Below are 25,191 nucleotides of genomic sequence, written 5' to 3' on the forward strand. Positions count from 1 at the left end.
TTTTTTGTACCCCTGCCCCCGAAAGGAACCTCATGCTGACGGCCGCCATTTATATTCCCGCTGCATTTGCCGAAATTGGCGGGTGCTTCTGTTTCTGGGCATGGATGCGCCTTGGCCGATCGGCGCTGGTACTGGTGCCGGGCTGCCTATCGCTGATCGTGTTCGCATGGCTGCTGACATTCAGCCCGGCCGATAATGCGGGCCGGGCCTATGCCATTTATGGTGGGGTCTATATCGTCGCCAGCCTGATCTGGTCATGGCTGATGGAAGGACTGCCGCCCGACCGCTGGGACATCGGGGGCGCTACGATCTGCCTTGTCGGGGCCGCCATCATCCTGCTGGCCCCGCGTGGCTGAAGACAGCACCCGCCAAAAATAATACGAAGTTTCAGGAGACGCCGCCTAAAACAGGCGGCACCCGAAATATGCCTGAAGACCCGGAACAGTTCCGTTACTGATAACGGGTGCCGTTGACCGTCACATATCCCTCCACGGGCCAGGTCCGGCCGGTGCCATGATGGGTCCAGTCGATGCCCTGGCTCCGGGCGTTATCATAATAATACCGGCCCAGCACATCAGCCTGATCCCCCTTGGCCACCCATGGCCATGCGGGGGCCGACATACGATCCAGATCGGATACGATGCGAATGGACACGCCGTTGCCGACATCCACATAGAAATAACCATGCAGCCCGCTGCGGGTCCGTTTGGATGCGGACACGGCGATCACACGGCCACAGACATGCTCGACCCGGTCAGGCTGATCCGCCTGCGAGGCTTCCGCCGCTTCGACATCCGCAAGAAATTTGTGGTCATCACAGGACTGCGGCACGGGGCTGGCGATGGCCTGGGTCTGCGCCCTGTCCTTCTCGCTGCCAGACTGCTGGTAGTCTTCCCCGGCCTGCTCGCGTTTGTGATGATGGTGACGACGTGCTTCCGCCGGCGCCAGCAACGCTCCCTGCACCGCAAGGACCGCCGCAAGTCCCATCACCCCACGTATATGCCAGCGCGTTGCCGCCATGACTGTTCTCCATTCACACAAGATCACAATCTTTTGCGGGGTGTGGGCGCGCCCGTCAATGAACGGCGTGATGGGCGTCCTTCGGCGCTTCGGCTTCCAGCTGCCGACGGGCCTTTTCCATTTCCGCCGCCATGGCGGGATCGGATGCCGGCATCTTCAGGTGCAGCTTCTCCAGCGCGTCGATGATGGCCTCGATCACCACCAGCCGTTCAAACCATTTCTGGTCCGCCGGCACGACAAACCACGGCGCATCCGGGTGTGCTGTGCGCCGGATCGCCTCTTCATACGCGCTCTGATAATCATCCCAGTACTGCCGTTCATGAATGTCGGAAGGCGAGAACTTCCAGTTCTTGGTCGGATGATCGATCCGGCGCAGAAAGCGCTTGCGCTGCTCCTCTTTCGACAGGTGCAGGAAGAACTTCAGCACGACCGTGCCCTGACGCGCCATATACTGCTCAAAATGGCTGATATCCTGATAGCGGTCCTGCCAGAATGTGGATTTCTTACGCAGGGGCGCGGGCAGGCATTCATGATCCAGCAGTTCGGGATGCACGCGGGTAACCAGCACTTCTTCATAATGGCTGCGGTTGAAAATGCCGATGCGCCCGGCCGCAGGCGCTGCCAGATGCTCGCGCCACAGATAGCCATGCGACAGTTCAACCGGACCGGGCTGCTTGAACGATGTCACGCTGACGCCCTGCGGGTTGATGCCGGACATGACGTGCTTGATCACGCCATCCTTGCCCCCCGCATCCAGCGCCTGCAGCACGACCAGAACGGACCATGTGCCATTGGCGTACAGAACGGACTGCAACTGCGACAGGCGGCCGATGCGTTCCTTCAGCAGCCGCTTTCCGGTCTTCTTGTCCAGTCCGCAGGCCTCCGCCGCGCGCGTGGGGCAGGCCGCAAGGGAAAAACCATGTCCGTTGCGCACACTGAACTGGCGCGCCAGCCTGTTACTCGTCTCCTTGGTCTTGCGGGTCATGATCAGTCCTTCATGCCCCGTGCCACTGCAAGGCCGCCTGCCGCCTGACAGACGGGCATCATCTCGATCTCATTGATATTGACGTGCCGCGGCAGCGACAGGACCCAGGCCACCGTCTCGGCAATGTCCGTCGGCAGCAGCGGCTTCGTCCCTTCATACACCGCCTCCGCCTTCGCATTATCACGCAGGCGCACCTGGCTGAACTCACTCCCCCCGCACAGGCCGGGTTCAAGATTCGTCACGCGCACATTATGCCCCAGCAGGTCGCAGCGCAGGTTGCGTGTGAACTGCCTGACAAACGCCTTGGTCGCACCATACACATTGCCCCCGGTATACGGGTAGGTGCCAGCCGTGCTGCCAAGTGTGATGACATGCCCGCGTTCCCGCGCCACCATGCCGGGCAGCATGACGCGGGTCAGTTCAACCATACCGGTCACATTGGTGGAAATCATGGTCTGCCAGTTGGCGATATCCGCCTCCTGCGCCTTTTCCATACCCAGCGCCAGACCGGCATTGCTGACCAGAATATCCACGTCGCGCCATTCCTGCGGCAGGCTGCCGGGCAGGGCCGCGATGGCGGCCGCGTCGTCCATGTCCAGCCTGAAGGGCAACAGGTCCGGCCCCAGTTCTGCCGCCAGCGCATCCAGACGTTCCTGCCGGCGGCCGGTCGCTATGACGCGGTATCCATCATGCACAAGGCGCTGGGCAATCGCCCTGCCGAATCCGGCGGTCGCACCGGTTACCATTGCGATCTGCTTCATGGTCTGTCTCCTTCCTGCATGTTACGGCAGCCTTGCATATCGGGCGGCGTCCGTCATTGAGAACAATCAGCCTGCGGGTAAAGTCTGAAATAGTTGCAAACGAAGGCAAATCCGGTTCTATGGTTGTGTATGGCTTCCTTCACGACAACTCCGGGCTGCAGCCTGACCGGCCACCTGCTGGTGGCTACCCCTGCCCTGACGGATCCCGCCTTTGCGCGCAGTGTCGTCTATCTGTGCGCCCATTCCCCCGAGGATGGGGCCATGGGCCTTGTTGTCAACCGGCGCCTGTCCCAGCCCGTCCTTGATGATGTGCTCGAACAGCTTGGCATTGCCCCCGTGCCGCCACGTCGCCGCATCAACCTGTGCGCGGGCGGGCCGATGGATAACGGGCGCGGATTCGTGCTGCATACATCGGACTGGAGCGGCGACGGCAGCCTGCCGGTGGATCGCGCCACCACCCTGACCGCCAGCCTGGACGTGCTGCGTGACATTGCCGATGGCAATGGTCCGGCCCATGCATTGCTGGCCATGGGCCATGCCAGTTGGGAAGCAGGGCAGCTGGAAGAAGAGATGCTGCGCCATGATGCGTGGATCGCGGCACCGGCCACCGAAAACATCGTATTCGGGCCGGACCACAACGCCAAATGGCGGCAGGCGCTGGCCAGCGTGCATATCGATCCGGCATGGTACAGCACCGCCCCCGGTCACGCCTGACCGAGGGCAGCCGTCCCTACCAGCGCAGGGACGGCACGCAGGCGACCGGCGCAAGCCCGGCGGCGGAGGCTTCTTCCACCGCAAGGTCGTAATCCGGGTTGCGCCCCTGTTCCCAGTTCCCGCCAAGCATTTCCTGGTGGATACCACCCAGCACCCAGCAGCCATCAATACCTGCGGTAGCTGCCCCGCGCATGTCGGTCGCCAGCGCATCGCCCAGCGCCAGAACCCGGTCGCGCGGCACATCCAGCAATGACAGCGCCAGCCCGTATACCTCCGTATAGGGCTTGCCGATCCAGCGCACGTCGCGGCCATGTTCCGCATACCAGCTGGCCATGGCCCCCGCGCAGATCAGACGCTGCGTGCCACGGATCACCTGCTGGTCAGGATTGGCGCAGATCATGGGCAGGCCATGGGCGGCACAGCGTTCAAGCAGCGGCAGGTAGGGGGCGATGTCTTCTTCCCCCAGTTCGGCATCCGGTCCGGTATTCAGCACGAAATCGGCATTGGCCGGATCGGTGACCACATCAAGGTCCAGCCCGGCATAGACATCAACGTCCTTTTCCGGGCCCAGATGGATCATGCGCCGCCCCAGTGCGGCGAACCACGGGTCATCCCGGCTGGCCAGCATGCGGTGTGTGCATTCGCCACTGGTCATGATGGCATCATACAGGTCGGCGCTGATGCCCATGCGACGCAGGTTTGGCTCCACCGTTGCAGTCCGGCGCGGCGCATTGGACAGCAGCACGACACGCCTGCCTGCCTCGCGCAGGCGCTGCAGACATTCCAGAACACCGGGATAGGCCTGCACGCCGTTGTGCACCACACCCCACAGATCAAGGATGTATCCGTCATAATCGCCGTTCAGCGTGGACAGCCCGTCATGCCATTTCATTTGAGCGCGCTACCCTTTGCGTCCGCCAGTGTCTCGAAGCCATGCGCACGCAGTGCACGCAGGGTTTCGGCCTTCAGCCGCGCGATGATGCCCGGCCCTTCGTAAACATAGGATGTGTAGATCTGCACAAGGTCGGCCCCCGCGCGCACCCGGTCCACGATGTCCGCACCCGTCTCGATCCCGCCACAGGCCACCAGTGCGACGCGGCCAGCCGCCACGGTCGCCACGCGGGTCAGCATATCCTGCGCCAGCGCGCGCAGCGGGCGACCGGACAGGCCACCGGCCTCGCCCGCATCCGGGCTGCGCAGTCCCGCCGGGCGTGAAAGGGTGGTGTTGGACACGATCAGCCCCTGCGCACCACCGGCAATCGCGGCCTCGACCACCGCGCTCACGTCATCATGCGCGATATCAGGCGAGATCTTGACCAGCAGCGGCGGCCGTTCGGGGTGGGCGGCGCTGATGGCATCCAGAATGCCCTTCAGGCGTGTTGCTTCCTGCAGGTCGCGCAGGCCCGGCGTATTGGGCGATGACAGGTTGATGACGATATAGTCGGCATAATGCTTCACGCGCCCGACCAGCATGGGGTAATCGCGCTCGGGGTCCGCACCGGTCTTGTTGATGCCAAGGTTCGCACCCACCGGCACCTGCGCACCGGGCGTACGGCGCGGCGACGACACGCGGTGCAGCCGCGCCATGCGCACGGCAAAACGGTCGATGCCCTGATTGTTGAACCCCATACGGTTGATGATGGCGCGGTCTTCCGTCAGCCGGAACAGGCGTGGCTGCGGGTTGCCGGGCTGCGGGCGGGGGGTTACGGTCCCGGCTTCGACAAAGCCGAAGCCCGAACGTGCCAGCGGACGCACGACCAGCGCATTCTTATCAAACCCGGCCGCCATGCCGATGGGGTTGGGAAAACGCAGGCCCATGGCCCGTACCGACAACGCCGGGTCATCATTGCCCGGGCAGGATACCCCGCCCAGACCAAGCTGCAGGGCATCAAGGGCGATGCGATGGGCGGCCTCGGGTTCCAGACGCCGCATGAGCGGCAGGATCATACGCGACATAATATTCATGGCAGGAAGTGTTGCCGCAATTCAGCGCCGGGGGAAAGGGGCAACTAACCATGCGCGGGCTTTGTCGCGTCAACAGCCGCCGGTGCATCGGTGGGAAAGCGGATCAGGTAATAGGGCGGCGCCCGCAGGTCATGCCCGCCATTCAGCCCACCCAGCCGATTCCATTGCCCCAGCGTGCAGTACACCGTATCGCCATCAACGAATATCCCGTCGGGGGACAGGATTCGCGGGTCATGCACCATGGTGTCGAATGTCCCGTCCACATTGCGGCGGAAGATGGCGTCGTGTTCGAAATTGGTGGTGTAGATGCGTCCCTTCGCATCATTCGCCAGACCATCGGCCACGCCCTTTTCCCCCAGGTCGCGTATCCCGGCGGCAAGCTGCGCATCGGTTCTGGAAAAATCGGCCAGAAGGCTGGTGGGAATGCTGTACAGCCGCCTGCTGGTCAGGGGGCTGTAGTACAGCGTGCTGCTGTCAGGCGACAGGGTAATGCCGTCCACCCCACCCCAGACAAAGCCGGGTGGGTGCAGCGGGGGATCGAACACCAGTGGCCGCCCCTCCACCACCGCCATGAAGGGGCGCTGCGCCTGGATGGAGGGATGATCCGCCAGCACCCGGCGCTGCCGACCTGTTGCAATATCCACCACCACAAGGGCGGGCGACAGGCCGAAGGAGGAATCGGTCACGTACACCGTACCCTGCGCCCCATGCGTCAGGTCCACCCGCAGGTCGTTCATGTGACTATCCGGCAGCAGGGTCGGCGCACGCAGGAGGATGCTGGCGAAAATCCGGTCCGTTTCGGGGTCGATGCCGATCACCTTCGCCGCCCCCGGCACAAGTGGCTGTCCCGCCAGCTTGCCGTCATCAATGGCCCATAACCGTCCCCGCGCATCCGTGGTCATGCCATGTATCGACATGAGCCGGGTGGCCGGCGGCTGGTCGGACGGCATGCTGTGCGCCGCATCGGGATAGGGATACAGCCGGCCGCCCTTCAGTTCCGCAAGGGTCGCCCCGCGGTGATTGACCGCATGCCGGGGAAACCCGACAAATATGCGCCCATGGGTCACGGCGATGCCCGACGGGCCGGGCCCGTCAAACCGGGCAACGATTTCAAACGGACCGGACGACGCCACGCCATGGTCGCGGTTGGTGGCCTCATGCGCCGGCTCTGCCGCACGGGCGACGCCGCCGATGCCAATGGTCAGTGGCAGGATGGCACGGAACAGGTCACGCCTGTGCATGGACATGGTCATCGTCTCCCCTGACGCTGGCTGTTCCGCCATTCATGCAAGTCCGGGTGGCAAGGGCAATCGGCCCCGCCCTGACCCGGACTTCACAATCAGTTCATGGGCAGGGATATGGGTGGGTGTTCGGGCGACAGCGTGCGCCGTATCCGTCCCACATCCGCAGTCGTTACGGCGGATGCGTCATTTCCCCATGCCGCGCGGATGAAGGTGACGGTATCCGCCACGGCCGCGTCGTCCATGCTTGCCGCGAAACCGGGCATGACAAAGGCCGAAGGCGCCTGACGCGTTGCGCGCAGGACATTCCCCTCCAGCACGATACGGATCAGGGAATCCGGCCTGGGGTCCATGACCACCGGGTTGCCCGCCAGTGGCGGGAAAGTGGTGGGATAGCCATGGCCATCGGTACGGTGACAGGCGGCGCAGCGATCGACATAGGACCGCGCGCCACGGGCGGACACGTTCCCGGCGCGCAGGGCATCGGTTGCCGTGGGATCATAGGTCCAGCCCTGCGCAACCTGGGTTGCCGTGGGGGACAGGGTTTTGAGGTAACGCGCGATCGCCAGCCGGTCCTCATCCGTCATGTGCTGCGTGCCATGGCCGATGGCATCCGTCATGCCGCCAAAGGCCGCACCTAGCGGCATGCGCCCGGTGGCCAGGAAACGCACGATGTCATGTTCGTTCCACCGCCCCAGCCCGGTGCGGTTTTCGCCACGCAGGCTGACCGGACGCCAGCCATCCACCGCATCCCCGCCCGACAGGTACAATGGCCCGTCCGCCGCCGTCAGGGCCTTTTCCTGCATGGTCAGGGCGCGGGGCGTGTGACAGGCACCGCAATGACCCGGCCCTTCGACCAGATAGCTGCCACGGGCCACCAGCGGGTCGGCAAAGGTGCGGCGGTCCATGTCGCGCCGCACGTCCTTCGGGTCGGGGGCATACAGGGTGCGCCAGATGGCAAGCGGCCAGCGCATGGACATCGGCCATGACATGCCATCCTGCACCACCCTGTGGGCAACGGGCTTCACGCCATCCATGAAATAGACATACAGCGCATGCACGTCCTCATCCGTCAGGCGCGCATAGGATGGATAGGGCATGGCCGGATACAGCGTCGCCCCGTCACGGCGGATGCCCTGGCGCAGGGCCCGACGGAACTCGGCTTCGGAATACTGGCCGATGCCGGTCTGCCGGTCGGGAGTGATGTTGGGGGCATACAGCGTGCCGGTCGGCAGGTTGAAGGCCAGCCCGCCGGCAAACGGCGCGCCGCCGGATGCCGTATGGCAGGCGGCACAATCGGAAGCGACGGCCATGTAGGCGCCGCGCGCCACCACCGCATCGTGCTGCGCATCATCCTGCGCCCGTGCGGACCCAGTCCCGATTGTCGCCACCGCCAGCACGGCTGCCAGCAGGGCACGCCACGTTCCCTTCGCCACGCCCCTCATCCCGCCAGCGGTCCGGGACTGGCAAGATAGGTCGTGCGGATGTGGTGGGCCGCCCAGTACGCCAGTGCGGCGACCATGCCGGTCGGGTTGTATCCCGTTCCCTGCGGGAAGGCATTGGCCCCGATAACGAATACATTATGCACGTCCCACGACTGCAGGTAACGGTTGAGCGCACTGGTACCGGGATCACTACCCATGACCGCGCCACCACCCAGATGGGTGGTCTGGTACTGCCGGGTATCGAACGGCCTGCCGAATTCGCGCTTTGTCAGGTTGACGCGGCGCGCACCCATGGCCTTTGCCACATCGCCAATCCTGTCCACCACGTAGCGGTTCATGCGGATGTCGTTGTCTTTCCAGTCAAACGTCATGCGCAGCAGCGGCTGTCCGTACGCGTCCTTCCATGTCGGGTCCAGGTCGAGATACACATCGCGGTACGCCATGTTCGACCCATGGGCGTCAATGCGCAGGGAATGGCGGTATGTATCGATCATGCCCGCCTTCCACGCACTGCCCCAACGCGGCGTGCCCGGCGGTCCGCCGGAATGGGCGGCGGCAATGGCGCGCACCCCCGCCTGGTTCACCCATACCGGCGATCCGCCCACGAACCCCAGCGGGCCGTGGTCGAAGTTTTCGCTATTGAAATCATCAAACGCGACGCCGCCGCCACCTGCACCGATATACTGGTTCGTCTCGACACCCCGGTCGAGCCAGACAGTGCTGGTCGTCACGTTCTGGTAAACGAAATTACGGCCCACCACCCCTTCGTTGCGCACGGGGTCATACGGTCTGCCAATGCCCGACAGCAGCATGAGCCTGACATTATGGAACTGGAACGCGGTCAGGATGACCATTTCGGCAGGCTGGGTCACCACTTTCCCGTCGGGGTCGGTATAGGTCACCCCGGTCGCGCGCCTGCCATCCGCATCCAGTTCGACCTTCAGCACATGGCAGCCTGCGCGCAGGTCAAACAGCGGGTGCTGCCGCAGCACCGGCAGGATGTTCACGTTGGGGGATGCCTTGGAATACATGTAACAGGCATATCCGCTGCAATACCCGCAGAAATTACATGGTCCCATCTGCGCGCCATAGGGATTGACGTACTGGCGCGACGCATTGGCCGCCGGAAGGGAATAGGGGTGGAATCCCGCTTCTTCCGCCGCCTTGCGGAACAGATGGGCGGTATAGACATCCTTCAGCGCGGGCAGCGGGAAATGGTCGGAACGCGAGGGAGAGAACACATTCCCCTTCCCCACCACCTTCCCGTTTATCATGTAGGGTTCGCCCGACGTGCCGAATACCTTTTCGGCCTTGTCGAAAAAGGGTTCCAGTTCCTCATACGTGACGCCGTAATCCTGAAGGTTCATGCCTTCGGGGATGAAGCCGGCGCCATATTTCTCGATCACGCGCGAACGCATCCGCAGGTCATCGGGCGGGATGCGGAAATGCACGCCCGACCAGTGCAGGCCCGCGCCGCCCACGCCCTCACCGGGCAGGAAGGCCGCCATGCGACGATAGGGCAGCGCCGTCTGCTGGCTGTTATTGCGGATGGTGACGGTGTTCTTCGACAGGTCCTGGAACAGTTTATAGCGGAAATTGGCCTCCAGCTCGTCAATCGACGCGGGATAGGCCCCCTCCGACGCGGTGCTGCGGTCGGGGCCACGCTCCAGCATGACAACCGAGCGTCCGGCTTCCGTCATTTCCTTGGCCATGATCGACCCGGCCCAGCCGCCGCCGACGATCACCACGTCAACCGGCTTCAGCCTGCGTGCATCGTCGCTCATGCCGTTTCCCCCGATATGGACACGCTGCCCAGTGGGTAATGCGCGCCGTAACGGTCCACCCAGTCCATGAAATCCGCCCGCGCACCGGGAAAACCCAGCATGGTCCAGCCACCAAGGCCGGTATTGCCGCCATGCACGGGGTCCGAAAACGCCCCTTCCATTACATTGGCCAGCAACTGGTCAAAAAACACACTGGATGGAATATCGCCAAAAACCAGCCTGTTGTTCTCGGCCCCACGCAGCAGGTCGTCCTGCAACGCGGGCGCAAGGTCGGCAAACGGCCTGCCGTGACGGGTGGCGGCGTGTGCATTCATGCCTGCGATACCGCGCCGGTACAGATCACGCGGGGCATAGGGCAGCTGGTAGCCAAGATTATCCGGCCCCTGCACGAACGGGGCGTGCATGTACCATTGCGCCCCGAAGGCGTAGGGGGTGTCCATCTGCATGTCGATGAAGCGGGGCACGTCCAGCGCCCGCGCGCCGGGACCGTTTTCATCGGCCGGGATCAGGCGGTCACACGCGGCGATCAGGAACGCCCATTCGGCGGACGTGAAAAAACGCGGGACATAGGGCGCAGGCGGACGCGATCGCGCCGGGTGGGATGCAAGGGATGTACCACATGCGGCAATTCCCGCCAGTCCCCGCATGAACTGCCGCCGCGACGAAATGAACCGTAAACCACCAATACCCAAAAATGCCTACCCGCTATGCCATGTCATTCCTGATCCGAACGCTCACTATATCCGTGAGGTCCGGATAAATGCCTAGACCATTTTTTCGACATTTTTATTAATGCAAGAAAATATGATCATGAAAAAACGGCCTATAGATAAACTTTTCCAGAGCCAGCCCCTTTTTCGACAGATCGTTTCAACATGTTGCGGATAATGGACAGGTTTCTGGTTTGGCCTGTTTCTCAAGGCGTCCGGAAACGCCACCATGCTGGCAACCAAGGGGCCACCCGGAAACTTCCGCCCTGTTTATTCAGAAGGTTATTCTGGAACATGCCCCCATCGCGGTCGCACCCTTGACCGGTCACGGGACGCACCCTATCCCCCCGGCATGCGTATTCGCCTTTTCATGCCCGGAAGCCTTGGCACCGCCTGCATCGCATCGGTTACGGACATGGCCGTGGGCTACCCACAGGCTCTTGTGCGCCGGATCGGGCATCCGGTCATGTGGATCGGGGGGCTGATCGGCACGCTGGACAGGCGGCTCAATACTAAAGATGCCACCCCGGCACGGCGCAGGGCCCATGGCTGCCTGGCAGCCATGGTGATTGTTTCGGTGCCGACGGCAGCAGCAGTGCTGGTGAATCGCACCATCCGCCGTATCCTGCCCCGATGGCTGGCGCTGCCACTGACGGCGGTGCTGGCCAGTTCCCTTGTCGCCCAGCGTTCCCTGCACGACCATGTCAAGGCCGTGGCGGTCGCCTCACAGGACAGCCTGCCCGCCGCCCGGCGTGCGGTCTCCCATATTGTCGGTCGTGATCCAGAACTGTTGGATGAAGCCGCCGTGCTGAGGGCCGCGACCGAGACACTGGCCGAAAATTTTTCCGATGGCATTGTCGCCCCGCTGCTGTGGATGGCGGCAGGTGGCCTGCCGGGGGCCGTTTTCTATAAATCGGTCAACACGGCAGACAGCATGATCGGCCATCGCACGCCCCGGCATGAAGCCTTTGGCTATGTCGCGGCAAAACTGGATGATCTGGTCAATCTGCCTGCGTCCCGCCTGTCCGCGCTATGGATTATCCTTGCCGCCCTGACCATGCGGGGCATGGGCGCGCGTGCCGCCCTGCGTATCGTGCTGCGCGACGCCCGCCAGCACCGATCCCCCAACGCGGGCTGGCCCGAGGCCGCCATGGCGGGTGCGCTGGGCATACGTCTGTCCGGCCCACGATCCTATGATGGTGTCAGCGTGGCGGAACCGTGGGTGGGCGATGGCCGGTCCGACCTGCGACCTGAAGACCTGTATCGCGCCCTGGCGCTGTACCGTCGCGCCTGTCTGATCCAGACGCTGGCGGGATGCCTGGCTGCAGGCATGCTGACCCGCAAGCTACGGACTGTTCACAGGACACCCTGAAAACAGAAGACCGTTTCTGGTGAAGCTTTTTTCACGACACTTCGGGAAAATGCCGGCCGCCCGCCGGAAAGCGACATCCGGACACTTTCTTATTCTAGCGGGACAACGTCGCATCAATCTCGCGCTGCCTGCTGACGGGACGGGCCAGTTCCAGCAGACTGTCGATATCCAGATGCGTTTCCAGATGATCGGCCAGCGCATCGAGCGCTGCATCCACCGTCGCGTCATGGTTATGCCCGTGTGAGCGTGCCCCAAGCCGCGCCAGCACTGCCGCCCGCGTCCCGCCATCAGCCAGCAGCCCGTGGACATAGGTGCCCCACACCCGGCCCGACGGGCTGACCGCGCCATCATACCGCCCGCCCAGATCAGTCAGGGGGCGGGCGTCATTATCGGGACCGGCAGTCCGGCCGATATGCATTTCGTATCCGCGCAGGCCCACGCCTTCGGGCAGCAGACGACCCGTTACCTCCTCCAGCCGCTTGCTGCCTTCCAGCACGGTGGCAACATCCAGCAGGCCAAGGCCGTCCACCGTGCAGGCCGCCCCCTCGATTCCCATCGGGTCGGCAATGCTGCGTCCCAGCATCTGGTAGCCGCCGCATATGCCCAAGACATGGCCACCACGACGGACATGGGCATGGATGTCGATATCCCACCCCTCGTCACGCAGCACCGCAAGGTCGGTGATGGTCGCCTTCGCACCGGGCAGGATCACAAGGTCGCATGGCGGCAGGACCTGCCCGCGCGGCACCATGGTCAGGCAGACCCCGTCTTCCGATGCAAGCGGGTCCAGATCATCAAAATTGGCGATCATGGGCAGGCAGGGCACCGCAATGCGCAGCCCCTGTGTCCCGGTCTGGCTGCCGGGGTGCAGGTCGGCGGCATCTTCCGCCGGCAGGTCACGCACGCGGTCAAGGAAGGGCACCAGCCCCACGGGCCGCCAGCCGGTCATACGCGCGATTGCCGCCATGCCCGCATCAAACAGGGACGGATCGCCCCGCATGCGGTTGACGATAAACCCCTTTATGCGCCGCGCGTCCGCATCCGCCACCACCGCCTGCGTGCCCACAAGGCTGGCGATCACACCGCCACGGTCGATATCGCCCACCAGCACGACATTGACATCCGCTGCCTGCGCAAACCCCATGTTGGCAATGTCATCGGCCCGCAGATTGACCTCGGACGCTGACCCGGCACCTTCGACCAGCACGATGTCCGCCTGATCGGCAAGGGCGTGGAAACTGTCCAGCACCTCGGGCATCAGGCCGCGCTTGAAGGACTGGAAATCCTTTGCCCGCACCTGCCCGCGCATGCGCCCGCGCACCACCAGCTGCGATCCGGTCATACCCTGTGGCTTGAGCAGCACGGGGTTCATGTCCACCGATAGCGCCGCCCCGCAGGCACGGGCCTGCAGCGCCTGCGCACGCCCGATTTCGCCACCATCCGCCGTTACCGCCGCGTTGTTGGACATGTTCTGCGGCTTGAACGGGCGTACGCGCAGGCCACGGCGCGTCAGGGCGCGGGCGATTCCCGCCACCAGCACCGACTTGCCCACGCTGGACCCCGTGCCCTGGAACATGAGCGCGCGGGCCGCCATCAGAATTCGATCCCCGCCTGCGCCTTCACGCCCTTTTTGAAATGATGGGCGACCTGCGTCATCTCGGTCACGAGATCGGCGGCCTCGATCATGGCGGGACGGGCGTTGCGTCCCGTCACGACGACATGCTGCATGGCGGGACGGGCCGCGATATCGGCCAGCACATCATCAACCGGCAGGTAGTCGTAGCGCAGCGCGATATTGAGTTCGTCCAGGATCACCATCGCCACGTCCACGCGCTTCAGCGCGGCACGCGCCTGATCCCATGCCGCGCGGCAGTTGGCGATATCACGGGTGCGGTCCTGTGTATTCCATGTAAAGCCTTCGCCCAGCGCATGCCATTCCACCTGATCGCCAAAGCGTTCCAGCGCCTTGCGTTCCCCCGTGTTCCACGCCCCCTTGATAAACTGGATCACCACGATGCGCCCGCCATGGGCCAGCGTGCGCAGCGCCATGCCAAAGGCAGCGGTGGACTTGCCCTTGCCGGCGCCAGTATGGACCGCCAGCAGGCCCTTCTCGATGGATTTGCTGCTGACTTCCCTGTCCTGCACCTGCTTGCGTTTGGCCATTTTTTCACGGTGGCGGATTTCTTCGGGGGTAAGGGTCATTTCATCTCCATCGGCAGGCCAGCCACCACAAAAACAACACGCGCGACATCCCGCGCCACGGACTGGTGCAGCCAGCCTGCCTCATCACGGAAGCGGCGCGCCAGTGCATTATCGGGCACGATCCCCTGCCCGACCTCGTTCGACACCAGCACGGTCGGGCCCGCGCGGCGGCCAAGGGCTGCCAGCAGCGCCTGCGTGGCGCCCGCAATATCGTGTTCGCCCAGCATGAGGTTGGTCAGCCACAGCGTCAGGCAGTCCACCAGGACGGGCGATGTCCCCGCCCCGTCAAGGGCGGCCGGCAGGTCCAGCGGTTCTTCCACCGTATGCCATCCCGCCCCCCGCCGGGCACGGTGATGGGCCACGCGCTGCGTCATTTCCCCATCATGGGGCCGGCAGGTGGCAAGATAGGTCCATGGCGCGGGCCATTGGGGGAACAGGCCTTCGGCAAAGCGGCTCTTGCCCGACCGCGCGCCCCCCAGCACGAAAATGCAGCCCTGCATGCCGGACATCGTATCCTGTTGGCCCGCCGCCTTCATTTTATCCTCCGCCATCTTGCATCCGGGCGCATAAGACCACACAACGCTGCGCATGCCATCCCGTCTTTCCTTCCCACGCGACATGGCCGCGCTACGCCAGTTGTGCCGTGATCTTCCCCCGCCCGACATGACGGCGGATGCCGCCATTGCCGACCATGACAGCCAGCTGACCAAACCACCCGGCAGTCTGGGGCGGCTGGAGGAACTGGCCCGCTGGGCCGGACGGTGGCAGCATACCGACCGCCCCCGCGCCGAACGGGTGGATATCATTGTTTTTGCGGGCAATCACGGCGTCACCGCGCAGGGTGTGACACCATGGCCCGTCGATGTCACGCGCCAGATGCTCGAGAATTTCCGCAATGGCGGCGCGGCCATAAACCAGATCGCCCGCATCAGCGCCGCACGCCTGCATGTGGTGGACGTCGAGGCCCTGCGCCCCACCGCCGACATGACCCGTACCCCGGCCATGGATGAGCCGACATTCCTGCGCGCGCTGACCACCGGCATGCAGGCCGTGCGGACGGATACGGACCTGCTGTGTCTTGGTGAGATGGGGATTGGCAATTCAACCGCCGCCTCTGCCGTGTGTGCCGCCCTGTTCGGGGGCGGCGGCGCGAAATGGGCCGGGCGTGGCACCGGACTGGATGACGCGGGGGTACGGCACAAGGCCGCAGTGATCGACCGCGCGCTTGCCTGCCACGACGGCCACCTGTCCGATCCACTGGCCATACTGCGCCATCTTGGCGGACATGAACTGGCGGCGATCATGGGGGCGGTCATCGCCGCGCGGTACAGGAACATTCCCGTGCTGCTGGACGGGTTCATCTGCACGGCAGCGGCGGCCCCGCTGGCGCTGCTGCACCCCAGCGGGCTGGCGCATACCCGACTGTCCCACTGTTCGGCCGAAGGTGGGCATGCCCATCTGGCAGTGGCGCTGGGGCTGTCGCCACTGCTGGACCTTGGGCTGCGGCTGGGTGAAGGGTCCGGCGCGGGGCTGGCCATTCCCCTTGTCCGCTCCGCCATTGCCTGCCTGTGCGGCATGGCGACCTTCGCGCAGGCCCGGGTCAGCGAAAAGGAATGAGCACCATGGGCCATCTGCGTGCCGACCTTGTCTGCGGGCTGGGGCTGCTGACCCGCCTGCCGGTAGGGTGGCTGGCGCGTGACGGCCTGCCTTACTCCATGACGCGCAGCATATGGTGCTGGCCCCTGATCGGCGGTGGCCTGGGGGCTGGTGCCGGACTGCTTTATGCCGGGCTGCGGTGGCTTGGCATCGCCGCATTGCCGGCTGCGGGATGGAGTACCGGCATGTTGCTGCTGGCCTGCGGCGGGCTGCATGAAGACGGGCTGGCGGACATGGCCGATGGCTGCGGAGGGGGACGGGACAAGGCCCGCAAACTGGAGATCATGCGCGACAGCCGTGTAGGCAGTTATGGCGTCATGGCGGTGGTGATCGCGCTGCTGGTACGGGTGACGGCGCTGGCGGCCATGCCGGGGCATATGGCCATGACCGTCATGCCCGTGGCGGGTGCGCTGGCGCGTGCGGCCATGACGGTGGTGCTGTGGCGCCTGCCGCCCGCGCGCACCGACGGGCTGGCCAGTTCCATGACGCGCCTGCCGGGTTACGCGCTGGCGGCCTGCATGGCCCTGGCGGCCGGAAGCGCCGTCGTGCTGCTGCCCCTGCCGCGTGCGGCCCTTGCCTGTGGCGTGTCGGTCATGGCAGCGGCCGTCATGTGCCGGTTCGCGCGACAGCAGATTGGCGGCCAAACCGGAGACGTTCTTGGTGCAACGGCAGTTGTGACGGAATGTGCTGTTCTGGCTGCTCTGACCTGAATCCAGGCTGTCCCTGTTCGATCACGCGCACCGACCCCATGGGCGGCGACGGCGCCAGCAGGCTGCCGGGCATACCGTGGACCATCCCGTGCATGAGGCGGAGCGGGCCGCCATGTGTCACGACGGCGCAGGACTGCCCATACTGCTGCATTTCGGTCCAGAAATGCCGGACACGGGCACGCAGGTCGCTGCCGCTTTCGCCACCAGGCGGGGCAAAGCCCGCCACGTCGGCCGCCCATGCATCCAGTGCCGCGCGCGAAATGTGACTCCACGGTCGGCCTTCCCACTCCCCGAAACTGATTTCACGCAGACGTGAATCCACCTTCAGGTCCAGGTTCATGAACCGCGCCACCCGTTCCGCCACCATCTGGCACCGACGGGCGGGAGACGAGAACAGAATCCGGCACCCCACCCCCTGCATGACGGTGCGCAGGCCATCGGCCATGCGTTCCCACCCATCCGCCAGAGCAACGTCCCGTTGGCCGTAACACAGGCCTTCCGCCCCCATAACGGCGGGATGGCGCGCCAGCACAATTGCAAAACGGTCTGTCATCCGGTCCAGCCTTCCAATCTGTCCTACTGAACATCCGCGAAGTTCATGAACATCGCCATAAGTTGGATAAGGGGGCAGCCCCCCGATAAGGACATGCCACTTTTTTGCCCCATGATGTCGGGGCGCCATCAATACCGACAAACAGGACCAAATAAAGCCTGTTTACAAAAAGGCATGTATTCTGCATATCGACAATTGTACATTTACACATTCCAATTTGCTGACACCCCGGGTCTGTACATTCCCGTTCCCCAGACCGGAAGGATAACGAGCATCATGCGGATATGGGCAAGCGCCTGCCTGCTTCTGTGCCTGCCAGCAAGCGCGAGCGCCGCAGGCCTGTTCAGTGCTGTCCATCCCACGCTGGCGTGTGGGGATGATGCCATTTTGCGTACCCTGTCCGACCGGACCATTTCCACGCAGCAGTCACCCGCATGGCGCAGGACACTGATGCGGCAGGGCGACTGCCACAACGTCACGCCGGACATCCGTTGGGAAAAAATAGCCAACCGCAACGGGCTGCCACTGATGCGGCGCGTGCCGCCGGTGCCGGGCCTGCCGCCGCTATATTTCATGACGGGTGAAATCGCCCCGATCGCGCCCGGTCCCACCGTCGCAGTAGCATCCGAGGACCGCACGCCACCCCGCACCCCGATCGCGCCACCCGCGCCCGTGGCCCCCATGGCCGATACCCCCACCGGCCCGCAGCACACCGAAGCGGAAGACAGCCCGCCAGCCACGCCGCCGGTAATCGTGCAGCCTGCGGAAACCCCGCGACCGACCGACATCTTTTTCATGACGCGCGGCTTCCAGAAGCTGGGGTCGCTTATCCTGACCCTCATGCTGGTCTGCGGAACGGGATGGGTCATGGTGCTGGTCCTGCGCGCGACGTGGCGCATGGCGCGACGACGCAAGGCGATCAACATCTGCGTGGAACTGGCGCAGCGGCATTCCCCCATGCTGGGCCGGTGGTACCAGAACGCGCACGACACCCGCCCCGGTTCTGCATCCCATACCTCGTGGGGGACGTATCTGGACCGCTTTGCCCACGGCACCATCCTGCCCACACTGACGCGCCATGGATATAACACCCTGTGGCCCGACATCCACAAAACCGTGTACGGGCATATCACCGCCATGGCCGCCCGCACGGCAAACAAGCCGCCAGCCACCGCCATCCCGCCCAGCACGTATCATCAGGACATGAATCAGGCGGAATACGCCGCCTTCTGTTCACAATGGATTGAAAAGGCCGGGTGGGAAATCCACCCTCCCGTCGCCACGGGCCTTGGCTCCGTCATCCAGTGCAACCGCAACAACCTGAAAATGCTGGTCCATTGCTGGATGGACCGCAAACCGGTTCATGATGACGTGATCTTGCAGGGCATAAAGGAAAAAACCGACTGCAAGGCCAGCGTGGGCGCAATCGTATCCAATGCGCCCTACACGCAGGAAGCCCTGATGCTGGGCAAGAAGCATCGGATATTCCTGCTGCACCATGAAGACATTTTCAAATTCGTATCAGGCATAGAAGTGCCCGACGTGGCATGACGCGCCCCTAGTCACGCGCCTGATGGGCGGCAAGTGCGTTGAAACACAGGGCCACGCCCTGCGCCTGGGCCGGGTTGCCATCAAGGAAACGGGTATCGTCCTCACGCTTCTGCCCGGTAATGCGCTGGCTGCAGTAATCGAACAGCGCCCGACTGTCGCGCACGCGCGTGCAATTCAGCAGCCCGACAAAACTGACATATCCCGCATGGTCATGCAGGCCCGTTACATACGCCGCGCACTGTTTCAGAACCGGCGGCGCGATCCGGCGGCCCATGATGGTGGCGTACGCGGCCTCTTCCCGCGTGGTACAGGCATTCACACCCGCGCTGTCGTGATGCACGGCACAGTACTGCGCTACCGCCCCATGCAGATACCCTCCTTCGGTCGCGCTATGTGCCCATAATGCGTCCGCCGCACGGCGGTAACTGAACACCGCGGCGGCACGATCGGGCGAGATCGCACGGAACGGCACCGAACGCGAGCCGCAATACAGTGTCATGCGATAACCGTCCGCCCCATCCTGCTGGCTGGCGAAATCAAGGTAGATCGGATTGAGCGGGGGCGGACACAGCCGCCGCCCCGACGGCAGGACCGGGTTCTGCCCGGGTTCCACCCTGTATATCAGGTGGCTGTCGCTGCCTTGTTCCAGCGAGACCTCAAGCAGTTCGCCATTGGTGAAATCGATCCCGCTTTCCGACAGGCGCAGTTCCCCCAGCGTACTGGCGGTCTGGCTGTCCTGCGGGCGCAGTACGAAATACTGCGGTGCGTCCCGGGTCAGGTCACTGCCTTCAAAACGCTCGTTGTCAGCATGGGCGGGTGCTGTTGCCAAACAGGCAACCACACAGGCCGCACTGATGACAGGAAGGCATAACCCGGACCGTGCAGATTCCTTTTTAGGCATATGAGACGCCCCCTTAACTGAACAATTATTGTGCATTTACTGCTGAAGTTTTAGAAAATATGTTTAATTTTTAATCATAATGCTTTTATTGAGGCATCCATACTTGTCAGTGGTTATTTCGTCTGACAATGTTCGCTCCAGAACAACCAGTTGATGCTGAATGATATTTCTTTCTGTTTCTGCGCCGTTCCATGCTTTTCCCGGAAGGGAGGCCGTATTTCCACCAGTTACGGCATGTCCGGGGACAACAGAAAACAGGACTGCATATTTTTTGTACAACTTTTTCACCCCTGCGTGGATAGCGCCCTTCTCCCTCCTTCCTCCCGCGCCCGCCGTGGCGGAGACCAGAGTATGATCAGACCGGATCCCGCGCTGGAAGACAGCACCCCCATCCTGCCCGAAGATGATGACGGCTATCACAAGGGACTGGGCGCACGCCAGATCCAGATGATTGCCGTGGGCGGCGCGATCGGAACGGGTCTTTTCCTTGGCGCTGGGTCACGCCTTCAGGCGGCAGGTCCATCGCTTGCGCTGGTCTACCTGGTGTGCGGCATCTTTTCGTTCCTGATCATGCGCGCACTGGGCGAACTGGTGATGCACCGCCCCACCTGCGGCAGCTTTGTTTCGTACGCGCGGGAATTCCTTGGGGAAAAAGCGGCCTTCATCGCAGGGTGGCTGTCCTTCATGAACTGGGCCATGACCGGAATTGTCGATATCACGGCCGTGGCGATGTACATGCATTTCTGGGGCACGTTCGCGGCCGTGCCACAATGGGCCTTCGCCCTTATGGCGCTGTGCATCGTCACCACGCTGAACATGGTGGGCGTCCGGTGGTTCGGAGAGATCGAGTTCTGGTTCTCCCTGATCAAGATCGTGGCGCTGTGCCTGTTCCTGATCATCGGCAGTATCATTCTGGGCGTGCGCATGCCGGTGGACGGCCACGCGACGGGGCTTCACCTGATCGCCGATAATGGCGGCATATTCCCCCATGGGCTGGTCGCCAGCCTGCTGCTGGTGCAGGGGGTGGTATTCGCCTATTCCGGCATTGAACTGATCGGGACGGCGGCGGGCGAATGCGCGGATGTGCGCACGGTGCTGCCACGCAGCATCAACAGCGTCATCTGGCGCATCGGCCTGTTCTATGTCCTGTCGGTCATACTGCTGGTCAACCTGCTGCCCTGGACCGCCTATCATGGGGGCACAAGTCCGTTCGTGACGTTTTTCGAGGCACTGGGCGTACCCGGTGTCGATACGATCATGAACATCGTGGTACTGACCGCCGCACTGTCCAGCCTGAATTCCGGCCTGTATTCCACCGGCCGCGTGCTGCGCGCCATGGCAATGGGCGGTGCGGCGCCGCAGTCCCTTGCCCGCCTGAATGCAAGTTCGGTGCCCGCCAACGGCATCTGGCTTACGGTCGCGGTCTATCTGGTGGGGGTCGTGCTGAACTATATCGTCCCGTCCCAGGTCTTTGAAATCGTGCTGAACATGGCGGCAATCGGCATTATCAGCACATGGGCCTTCATCGTGCTGAGCCAGATGAAACTGCGTCAGGCCGTGCGCAGCGGGCGGATCGCATCCGCCGGTTTCGAAATGCCCGGTGCGCCCTTCACGTCATGGCTGACGCTTGGCTATCTCGGCAGTGTACTGGTGCTCATGCTGTTTGACTATCCCAACGGCACCTGCACGCTGGCCACCATGCCAGTGGTCGCCATCATCCTGATGCTGGGCTGGAAATACATGAACACCACCCGCAGCACGCCGGATGCCACAGCGGAGCGCCCGCAATGTCCCACACCCTGAATGAAAAACTGGCGGGGGAACTGCCATTCCCCCGCCAGATCAACCGGCCTGTCGGCTAAGGAGCGCTGTATTGATGTCCTGATACCCCCATACCTGCTGCTGCAGTGCATGTAGCAGACATCCCATACCTGCCCCCGATACCATAAGACCCGACACGCACTGCCATGCGTGCAGGGACGCCCCCGATCAGGAAATAGCCACAGCCATGGTTTCCTTCACCTATGCCCGCGCGACCACACGCGCGGGCACTGCACCCCGCCGCAATGCAACCGCATTACCACATGATGCCGGTCGTCCCAGCGAACGAGCATCATACATTCCGAAACCGGAATCAATATTATTCGTTGCGATATCGCTTTCATTGTTCCTGTCCTGCGCCCATGCGGCAGGTACGGGCAATGGCACGGCGGCAGGGTCGCAGGGGCTGCATGAAGATTACAGCCAGTGGTACACCGGATCGCTGGTCTCACCATCCGGTGCGCTGACGAAAAAGGGCGTGTTCGCATGGGAACCCTATTTCGCCTATAGCCAGCCTGTCGGCTACCTGGACAGCACGGGACAGGGCATGTCGCTGAAGGACAAGGCGCACAGCGTATCGAATTTCACGCTTTACAAGTATTCCATCACCAATTCGATCAGCCTGCAGATGACGCCGGACATAAGCTATGGCTGGCGCAGGGGCGGACATGGCGGCACGACCAGCGGGCTGAAAATGGGCGACCTGCCGGTGGATGTGATGTGGCGCTATCTTGATGCCGACCCGAAGCGGTACATCCCCGCCCTCAGCCTGTTCGTGGGCGTTGCCTTCCCGTCGGGTGATTACACAAAGCTTGGACGTGACGAGGACGGGGTGGGCACCGGCACCTATACCTTCCGTCTGGCGCTTACGGAACAGTCCACCTACACCCTGCCCGGCCACCATGAACTGCGGCTGCGCATGTGGGGAACGTTCCGCCGCGCGCTGACGCAGGCCCATATTGCCGATGTCAGCAGTTATGGCACCTCCGCCGGGTTCCGCGGGCTGGCACATCCGGGCATGTATGGGGAAAGCGGCTTTTCACTGGAATATGGCGTCAACCAGAAATGGGTGATCGCCATGGATCTGGCCCGCGACTGGGCCAACGGGTCCGTGGTGCGGGGGTATAACGCACAGGGGAAATACCAGAACATTCTGGGGCAGGCATCGGGTGACTGGGTCATAGCACCCGCGATCGAATATAACTGGTCTCCCCGCTTTGGCGTCATTGCCGGTGTCACCGCAATGTTCGCGGGGCACAATACCGGACAGGTCATTTCACCGCAGGTTGCCTTCAACAGCGTGTTCTGATGCCGCAGGGCGGGGTTCATGATAACAGACGTTCGGGGTACTGCCTTTTTCCAGATCGCGACATTCCCTGACGTTTTGCAGACAAAGCGTCATCCGAACCGTCCTGCTTCCGGAACGGTGCGTCAGGGCATGTCGTACAATGCCTGTATGGCATCCACGTTCTTCCCGGTCATCAGCGCAAGGATCAGCAGGATACGGGCCTGCCGTGGCCGCATGTGACCGGATGCCAGAATACCGCGCTGGCGTAATTCGTGTCGGCGCACCACGCCGCCGCAATATCCGCTACTCCCCTGCACCACCACGACACCGCTCGCCACGGCCTCATCCAGCGCCACATTTTCCGCAGGCGTGCACATACCGGGCAACATGCCCGCCGAAATGAGGCCGCGTGCCCCCGCTGCCACAAACGCACGAATGCCCACGCCATCCGCGCCCGCATGGCTGTAGGCGATATCCACGCGCGGCATGCCGTCATCCCGAACGTCATCTTCCCCCGGCCAGCCCACATGGCGGCGATACCCCGTGGCACGCCCGAAAAACACGCGATTGGCCTCGATCATGCCCAGCGGGCCGAAATCGGGGGAACGGAAGGTTTCCAGCTGGTAGGTCGAGGCCTTGGTCACCTCCTGTGCCGCATGGATTTCGTTATTGGCCACCACCAGCACGCCGCGACCGGCTGCCCCGGGGCATGACGCAACTTCCAGCGCGGCATACAGATTGGCCGGGCCATCGGCGCTGATGGCGCTGGCGGGACGCTGCGCGCCCACCACCACCACGGGACAGGGCACATCCAGCACAAGGTCAAGGAAACAGGCCGCTTCCTCCAGCGAGGACGTCCCGTGCGTGATGACAACCCCATCCAGATCCGGCCGGGTCGTGATGGTGTCGTTGATGCAACGGGCCAGCTGCAGCCAGCGGGCAGGCGTCATCTTCACGCTGTCGCAGCTGGAAAAGGGAATGTCGTACACCTCGAAACGCGCGCGCACGGGGGCGGGCAGCGCAGCCAGCAGGTCACGGCCACCGATGCTTGCACCGATTTCCGCGTAATCGACCGTATCACGTGGGTCCGTGGACTGCCGGGCAATGGTACCCCCGGTCGAGATAATGGCAATGACGGGTCGCTTCATCTGACTTTTCCCCTGATCGCATCCTGCCCGCGATCAATCACGCAGGCATGAACCTGTCAAACACGACCCTGGACCGGACTACTGATACAGACCCGGTTCCGGTGCCCAGCCCGTCAGCAGGTGGCGCCCGATTTCAGCGTTTTTCCAGTCTACCGGATCGTGCAGCGACAGCGTCCGGGCATCACGCCAGTACCGGTCCAGCCCATTGACCGCAGCCGTACCCCGTGCACCTGCCGCCGCCGGTGCATCCGCCGCCGCCCGCAGGGCCGCGCGCGTGGCAACCGACCGGGCCGCACTGGCCGCCATGGCGGCTGCATTGCGTGATGCCTGTCCGCCTTCATACCGGTCCAGCATCATGCCTGCCTGCATCACACTGCAATAGGCGGCGAACAGGTCCGCCCCGATTTCACCCAGCAGGCGACGCACATATGGATCCTGATCCGCACTGTCCACGCCTGCCGCCCCCCATGGCCGGGCACGTTCGGGCACGAAAGCACAGACCGCACGCAACGCCGCGATGCCGATACCGGTCAGGATGGCGCTGAAACCGGACTGAAACCGCAGGGCCACATGCTGGGGCAGCACGGCGTCGGGGTCCAGCGCGTTCCACTGGTCTTCCACCTTCACGTCCTTCAGCGTCACGGTGCCGGAATCGGTCGCACGCTGGCCCATGCGGTCCCAGTCATGATGAAAGACAAGGCCGGGCGCGTCATGCGGCACAAGGTCCATGCGCACGCCCGCGCGGATGGACCCCGCCTGCTGCGCCCGCACGGGATCGAACGACGACACCGCCACCAGATCCGCGCCGGATGCGCCGGTGGCATAGATCTTGCACCCGGACAGGGCATGCGTACCATCGGGACAGGGGCGCGCCAGCGTCTGCAGGAACCCATCCGCCGTGCGCCCGTTTTCCGCCACCGCCATGCCGAGAATGGCATGATCGTGCACGATCCGATGCGCCAGACGCCGGCGCAGATCAGACGGCGCATAGGCAAATATCTCGCGCACCAGATCGTCATGTACCTTGTAGATCTGGGCGACCGCCGGATCAGCCACGGCAATCCGCAGCATGAGTTCCAGCGACAGATCCTGCGTCATGCCCAGCCCGCCCCAGTTACATGGCACGGCCAGCGCAAGGATGCCGGTCAACTTCAGCGCCGCCACGGCCTGATGGGGATAGCCCCCCGCGCGGTCACGATCTGCAGCCCCCGGGGCGATTTCGGTATCAAGCACGTGCTGCACCCGCAGCATGACCTTTCCCACCACCCCGTCAACCTGCCGCGCGGGAAACAGGTCACGCAGCAGGGGGGGCAGCACGCTGCCCTGCACTGGTACATCCGTCATGGGAGACATAATTAGGCGTG

24 protein-coding genes are annotated in these 25,191 nt (G+C 63.6%); 8 read left to right on the plus strand and 16 right to left on the minus strand.

Annotated elements, in window-relative coordinates; translation table 11 throughout:
- The first annotated feature begins 32 nt into the window (after positions 1-32).
- The gene (locus HNO79_RS08205; protein WP_214165156.1) at positions 33-356 is read left to right on the plus strand and encodes a YnfA family protein; all 324 of its coding nucleotides are present in this window, start codon (positions 33-35) and stop codon (positions 354-356) included.
- Positions 357-450: 94 nt separating this feature from the next.
- On the opposite strand, the gene HNO79_RS08210 is transcribed toward HNO79_RS08205, so the two are convergent.
- Genes HNO79_RS08210 through HNO79_RS08220 form a run of 3 tightly spaced genes read right to left on the minus strand, consistent with a single transcriptional unit; the run spans position 451 to position 2,766 of the window.
- Entirely contained in the window at positions 451-1,020 is a 570-nt protein-coding gene (locus HNO79_RS08210; protein WP_214165155.1) for a DUF3465 domain-containing protein, read from the minus strand.
- 55 nt (positions 1,021-1,075) lie between these two features.
- Positions 1,076-2,005, minus strand: a complete 930-nt coding sequence (locus HNO79_RS08215; protein ID WP_048856438.1) for a polyphosphate kinase 2 family protein — start codon at positions 2,003-2,005, stop codon at positions 1,076-1,078.
- Positions 2,006-2,007: 2 nt separating this feature from the next.
- Entirely contained in the window at positions 2,008-2,766 is a 759-nt protein-coding gene (locus tag HNO79_RS08220) for an SDR family NAD(P)-dependent oxidoreductase (protein ID WP_010513150.1), read from the minus strand.
- Positions 2,767-2,895: 129 nt separating this feature from the next.
- On the opposite strand from HNO79_RS08220, the gene HNO79_RS08225 reads away from it, so the two are divergent.
- Positions 2,896-3,480 (plus strand): YqgE/AlgH family protein, encoded by a 585-nt coding sequence (locus tag HNO79_RS08225; RefSeq protein WP_200409665.1) that lies wholly within the window; start codon positions 2,896-2,898, stop codon positions 3,478-3,480.
- A 16-nt stretch (positions 3,481-3,496) separates the two neighbouring features.
- Here HNO79_RS08225 and HNO79_RS08230 read toward each other — a convergent pair whose 3' ends face one another.
- The 6 genes from HNO79_RS08230 to HNO79_RS08255 form a co-directional block, all read right to left on the minus strand.
- Positions 3,497-4,372 carry a TIGR01459 family HAD-type hydrolase gene (locus tag HNO79_RS08230; RefSeq protein ID WP_214165154.1) on the minus strand — a complete coding sequence of 292 codons (876 nt, stop codon included), beginning with the start codon at positions 4,370-4,372 and terminating at the stop codon, positions 3,497-3,499.
- Positions 4,369-5,445, minus strand: coding sequence for a quinone-dependent dihydroorotate dehydrogenase (locus tag HNO79_RS08235; protein WP_214165153.1), 1,077 nt, complete (start codon positions 5,443-5,445; stop codon positions 4,369-4,371). Before HNO79_RS08235 ends, HNO79_RS08230 begins: the two co-directional genes overlap by 4 nt.
- A 44-nt stretch (positions 5,446-5,489) precedes the next feature.
- On the minus strand, positions 5,490-6,698 hold the full coding sequence (locus tag HNO79_RS08240; RefSeq protein ID WP_214165184.1) for an L-dopachrome tautomerase-related protein: 1,209 nt from the start codon (positions 6,696-6,698) through the stop codon (positions 5,490-5,492).
- A gap of 86 nt (positions 6,699-6,784) precedes the next feature.
- Entirely contained in the window at positions 6,785-8,131 is a 1,347-nt protein-coding gene (locus tag HNO79_RS08245; RefSeq protein ID WP_214165152.1) for a cytochrome c, read from the minus strand.
- A complete protein-coding gene (locus HNO79_RS08250) occupies positions 8,128-9,915 on the minus strand; it encodes a GMC family oxidoreductase (protein WP_010513158.1) in 1,788 nt (595 codons plus the stop codon). Before HNO79_RS08250 ends, HNO79_RS08245 begins: the two co-directional genes overlap by 4 nt.
- A complete protein-coding gene (locus tag HNO79_RS08255) occupies positions 9,912-10,562 on the minus strand; it encodes a gluconate 2-dehydrogenase subunit 3 family protein (protein ID WP_408887042.1) in 651 nt (216 codons plus the stop codon). The genes HNO79_RS08250 and HNO79_RS08255 overlap by 4 nt, the downstream gene beginning before the upstream one ends.
- 415 nt (positions 10,563-10,977) lie before the next feature.
- On the opposite strand from HNO79_RS08255, the gene cbiB reads away from it, so the two are divergent.
- On the plus strand, positions 10,978-11,997 hold the full coding sequence (gene cbiB / locus HNO79_RS08260; RefSeq protein ID WP_214165150.1) for an adenosylcobinamide-phosphate synthase CbiB: 1,020 nt from the start codon (positions 10,978-10,980) through the stop codon (positions 11,995-11,997).
- Between the two features lie 94 nt (positions 11,998-12,091).
- On the opposite strand, the gene HNO79_RS08265 is transcribed toward cbiB, so the two are convergent.
- The 3 genes from HNO79_RS08265 to cobU are packed head-to-tail and all read right to left on the minus strand — an operon-like array spanning position 12,092 to position 14,789.
- The gene (locus HNO79_RS08265; RefSeq protein WP_214165149.1) at positions 12,092-13,591 is read right to left on the minus strand and encodes a cobyric acid synthase; all 1,500 of its coding nucleotides are present in this window, start codon (positions 13,589-13,591) and stop codon (positions 12,092-12,094) included.
- A complete protein-coding gene (gene cobO / locus HNO79_RS08270) occupies positions 13,591-14,199 on the minus strand; it encodes a cob(I)yrinic acid a,c-diamide adenosyltransferase (protein ID WP_010513162.1) in 609 nt (202 codons plus the stop codon). The genes HNO79_RS08265 and cobO overlap by 1 nt, the downstream gene beginning before the upstream one ends.
- Positions 14,196-14,789, minus strand: coding sequence for a bifunctional adenosylcobinamide kinase/adenosylcobinamide-phosphate guanylyltransferase (gene cobU / locus HNO79_RS08275; RefSeq protein ID WP_214165148.1), 594 nt, complete (start codon positions 14,787-14,789; stop codon positions 14,196-14,198). The genes cobO and cobU overlap by 4 nt, the downstream gene beginning before the upstream one ends.
- On the opposite strand from cobU, the gene cobT reads away from it, so the two are divergent.
- Both cobT and cobS read left to right on the plus strand, forming a co-directional pair.
- Positions 14,788-15,816, plus strand: a complete 1,029-nt coding sequence (gene cobT, locus HNO79_RS08280) for a nicotinate-nucleotide--dimethylbenzimidazole phosphoribosyltransferase (protein ID WP_214165147.1) — start codon at positions 14,788-14,790, stop codon at positions 15,814-15,816. The two genes, cobU and cobT, sit on opposite strands and share 2 nt — an antisense overlap.
- Positions 15,813-16,565, plus strand: a complete 753-nt coding sequence (gene cobS / locus HNO79_RS08285) for an adenosylcobinamide-GDP ribazoletransferase (protein ID WP_214165146.1) — start codon at positions 15,813-15,815, stop codon at positions 16,563-16,565. The genes cobT and cobS overlap by 4 nt, the downstream gene beginning before the upstream one ends.
- Here the strand turns inward: cobS and HNO79_RS08290 are convergent.
- A complete protein-coding gene (locus tag HNO79_RS08290; RefSeq protein WP_214165145.1) occupies positions 16,462-17,118 on the minus strand; it encodes a histidine phosphatase family protein in 657 nt (218 codons plus the stop codon). The genes cobS and HNO79_RS08290 overlap by 104 nt on opposite strands.
- A 276-nt stretch (positions 17,119-17,394) precedes the next feature.
- Between HNO79_RS08290 and HNO79_RS08295 the strand changes: the two genes are divergently transcribed.
- Positions 17,395-18,669 (plus strand): restriction endonuclease, encoded by a 1,275-nt coding sequence (locus HNO79_RS08295; RefSeq protein WP_214165144.1) that lies wholly within the window; start codon positions 17,395-17,397, stop codon positions 18,667-18,669.
- A 7-nt stretch (positions 18,670-18,676) separates the two neighbouring features.
- Here HNO79_RS08295 and HNO79_RS08300 read toward each other — a convergent pair whose 3' ends face one another.
- A complete protein-coding gene (locus tag HNO79_RS08300; protein ID WP_048856651.1) occupies positions 18,677-19,570 on the minus strand; it encodes a hypothetical protein in 894 nt (297 codons plus the stop codon).
- Between the two features lie 351 nt (positions 19,571-19,921).
- Between HNO79_RS08300 and HNO79_RS08305 the strand changes: the two genes are divergently transcribed.
- Together HNO79_RS08305 and HNO79_RS08310 are read left to right on the plus strand one after the other, a co-directional pair.
- A complete protein-coding gene (locus tag HNO79_RS08305; RefSeq protein ID WP_048856650.1) occupies positions 19,922-21,373 on the plus strand; it encodes an amino acid permease in 1,452 nt (483 codons plus the stop codon).
- 193 nt (positions 21,374-21,566) lie between these two features.
- Positions 21,567-22,700, plus strand: a complete 1,134-nt coding sequence (locus HNO79_RS08310) for a hypothetical protein (RefSeq protein WP_214165183.1) — start codon at positions 21,567-21,569, stop codon at positions 22,698-22,700.
- 122 nt (positions 22,701-22,822) lie between these two features.
- Here HNO79_RS08310 and HNO79_RS08315 read toward each other — a convergent pair whose 3' ends face one another.
- Together HNO79_RS08315 and HNO79_RS08320 are read right to left on the minus strand one after the other, a co-directional pair.
- Positions 22,823-23,827 carry an asparaginase gene (locus tag HNO79_RS08315; protein WP_214165143.1) on the minus strand — a complete coding sequence of 335 codons (1,005 nt, stop codon included), beginning with the start codon at positions 23,825-23,827 and terminating at the stop codon, positions 22,823-22,825.
- A gap of 78 nt (positions 23,828-23,905) precedes the next feature.
- On the minus strand, positions 23,906-25,180 hold the full coding sequence (locus HNO79_RS08320) for an acyl-CoA dehydrogenase family protein (RefSeq protein WP_214165142.1): 1,275 nt from the start codon (positions 25,178-25,180) through the stop codon (positions 23,906-23,908).
- Positions 25,181-25,191: the final 11 nt, after the last annotated feature.

The organism is Komagataeibacter oboediens (assembly GCF_018491655.1).
Taxonomy (GTDB): domain Bacteria; phylum Pseudomonadota; class Alphaproteobacteria; order Acetobacterales; family Acetobacteraceae; genus Komagataeibacter; species Komagataeibacter oboediens.

Bases quoted from the DNA above. Each gene is read 5' to 3' on its own strand.
- HNO79_RS08240 (WP_214165184.1), bottom strand. From the start codon at position 6,698: ATGACCATGTCCATGCACAGGCGTGACCTGTTCCGTGCCATCCTGCCA.
- HNO79_RS08265 (WP_214165149.1), bottom strand. From the start codon at position 13,591: ATGGCGGCCCGCGCGCTCATGTTCCAGGGCACGGGGTCCAGCGTGGGC.
- HNO79_RS08220 (WP_010513150.1), bottom strand. From the start codon at position 2,766: ATGAAGCAGATCGCAATGGTAACCGGTGCGACCGCCGGATTCGGCAGG.
- cobU (WP_214165148.1), bottom strand. From the start codon at position 14,789: ATGCGCAGCGTTGTGTGGTCTTATGCGCCCGGATGCAAGATGGCGGAG.
- cobO (WP_010513162.1), bottom strand. From the start codon at position 14,199: ATGACCCTTACCCCCGAAGAAATCCGCCACCGTGAAAAAATGGCCAAA.
- HNO79_RS08295 (WP_214165144.1), top strand. From the start codon at position 17,395: ATGCGGATATGGGCAAGCGCCTGCCTGCTTCTGTGCCTGCCAGCAAGC.
- HNO79_RS08290 (WP_214165145.1), bottom strand. From the start codon at position 17,118: ATGACAGACCGTTTTGCAATTGTGCTGGCGCGCCATCCCGCCGTTATG.
- cbiB (WP_214165150.1), top strand. From the start codon at position 10,978: ATGCGTATTCGCCTTTTCATGCCCGGAAGCCTTGGCACCGCCTGCATC.
- HNO79_RS08300 (WP_048856651.1), bottom strand. From the start codon at position 19,570: ATGCCTAAAAAGGAATCTGCACGGTCCGGGTTATGCCTTCCTGTCATC.
- HNO79_RS08255 (WP_408887042.1), bottom strand. From the start codon at position 10,562: ATGCGGGGACTGGCGGGAATTGCCGCATGTGGTACATCCCTTGCATCC.
- HNO79_RS08205 (WP_214165156.1), top strand. From the start codon at position 33: ATGCTGACGGCCGCCATTTATATTCCCGCTGCATTTGCCGAAATTGGC.
- HNO79_RS08235 (WP_214165153.1), bottom strand. From the start codon at position 5,445: ATGAATATTATGTCGCGTATGATCCTGCCGCTCATGCGGCGTCTGGAA.
- HNO79_RS08210 (WP_214165155.1), bottom strand. From the start codon at position 1,020: ATGGCGGCAACGCGCTGGCATATACGTGGGGTGATGGGACTTGCGGCG.
- HNO79_RS08245 (WP_214165152.1), bottom strand. From the start codon at position 8,131: ATGAGGGGCGTGGCGAAGGGAACGTGGCGTGCCCTGCTGGCAGCCGTG.
- cobS (WP_214165146.1), top strand. From the start codon at position 15,813: ATGAGCACCATGGGCCATCTGCGTGCCGACCTTGTCTGCGGGCTGGGG.
- HNO79_RS08225 (WP_200409665.1), top strand. From the start codon at position 2,896: ATGGCTTCCTTCACGACAACTCCGGGCTGCAGCCTGACCGGCCACCTG.
- HNO79_RS08305 (WP_048856650.1), top strand. From the start codon at position 19,922: ATGATCAGACCGGATCCCGCGCTGGAAGACAGCACCCCCATCCTGCCC.
- HNO79_RS08230 (WP_214165154.1), bottom strand. From the start codon at position 4,372: ATGAAATGGCATGACGGGCTGTCCACGCTGAACGGCGATTATGACGGA.
- HNO79_RS08320 (WP_214165142.1), bottom strand. From the start codon at position 25,180: ATGTCTCCCATGACGGATGTACCAGTGCAGGGCAGCGTGCTGCCCCCC.
- cobT (WP_214165147.1), top strand. From the start codon at position 14,788: ATGCCATCCCGTCTTTCCTTCCCACGCGACATGGCCGCGCTACGCCAG.
- HNO79_RS08250 (WP_010513158.1), bottom strand. From the start codon at position 9,915: ATGAGCGACGATGCACGCAGGCTGAAGCCGGTTGACGTGGTGATCGTC.
- HNO79_RS08315 (WP_214165143.1), bottom strand. From the start codon at position 23,827: ATGAAGCGACCCGTCATTGCCATTATCTCGACCGGGGGTACCATTGCC.
- HNO79_RS08215 (WP_048856438.1), bottom strand. From the start codon at position 2,005: ATGACCCGCAAGACCAAGGAGACGAGTAACAGGCTGGCGCGCCAGTTC.